General features: G+C 70.1%; 1 protein-coding gene. It reads right to left on the bottom strand.

Features of this window, described 5'->3' with window-relative positions:
- Positions 1-7: 7 nt before the first annotated feature.
- The coding region (locus CCN42_RS37985; protein WP_211294888.1) for a hypothetical protein at positions 8-864 on the bottom strand (857 nt) is incomplete at its 5' end.

The raw sequence follows: 864 nt of genomic DNA, 5'->3' as shown, positions 1-864 counted from the left end.
CGGGATGTCAGCTTCGGCGGACCGCGCGGATGTCCGCGTGGATCTGGGCCGGGTGCGGTGAGCCGCACTCATGACGGCCGAAGGGCGCGTTGCCGGAGGCGGTCGAGGGGATCACCTTGTTGTAGACCGAGCCCAGACACAGCTCCCGGAACGCCTCGGTGTCGTCCGGCAGCCGCGCGGCCAGCTGCGCCTTGGCGATGTCGACCGTGCGCAGCGCACCGTCGTCGTCCTCGACCTCCACACACGCGTGCGGAAGGTCCAGCGCACCACCCAGCACACCGCAGAACCAGCCCCGCTTCGCCTGCGCCCGATACCCCGCCGCACGGAACCGCTCGGCCAGGAACAGACTCGCCGCGATACAGCTCGTCGCCCCCAGCCCGTGCACCAGCGCCACATCGGACTGCATCGGCACCGGGATCATCTGCCAGCGATACCCCGCCTCCAGATACTCCCGCACCAGCTTGCGCAGCACCGGCGACACGATCGGCGTGCGCGCACCCGTCGTCGTCACCAGCGCCGCGAAACGCGCCGACCCCTCACCGGGCTCCGGCCGCGTCACATCCTCCACACACCCGCCGAACCGGACCACGTCCGGCTCCTCGAAGTGCCACGGCGCCCGACCGGCACACTCCACACACTCCAGCCGGACCCGCACGTCCCACGTCTTCGGCCGCAGCAGATCCTCCACCGGCCGGCCCGCGAACCGGAACAGCATCCGGAACGCCAGCTCCGGCTGCGTCGTCGAACGACCCGAATACATACCGAGGTTGTACAGGTCATTCGCGTCGAAATAACACTCCCCGGCCCGCTCCTCGAACGGCAGACCCGCCCCGACCAGCCGGTCCACATCCCCCGGCTCACACC

The sequence above is a fragment of the Streptomyces glaucescens genome (assembly GCF_002154375.1).
GTDB classification, from domain to species: Bacteria; Actinomycetota; Actinomycetes; order Streptomycetales; family Streptomycetaceae; genus Streptomyces; species Streptomyces glaucescens.
Note: the sequence above shows the minus strand (reverse complement) of the source record. Positions and strands in the feature narration are given on the sequence as shown.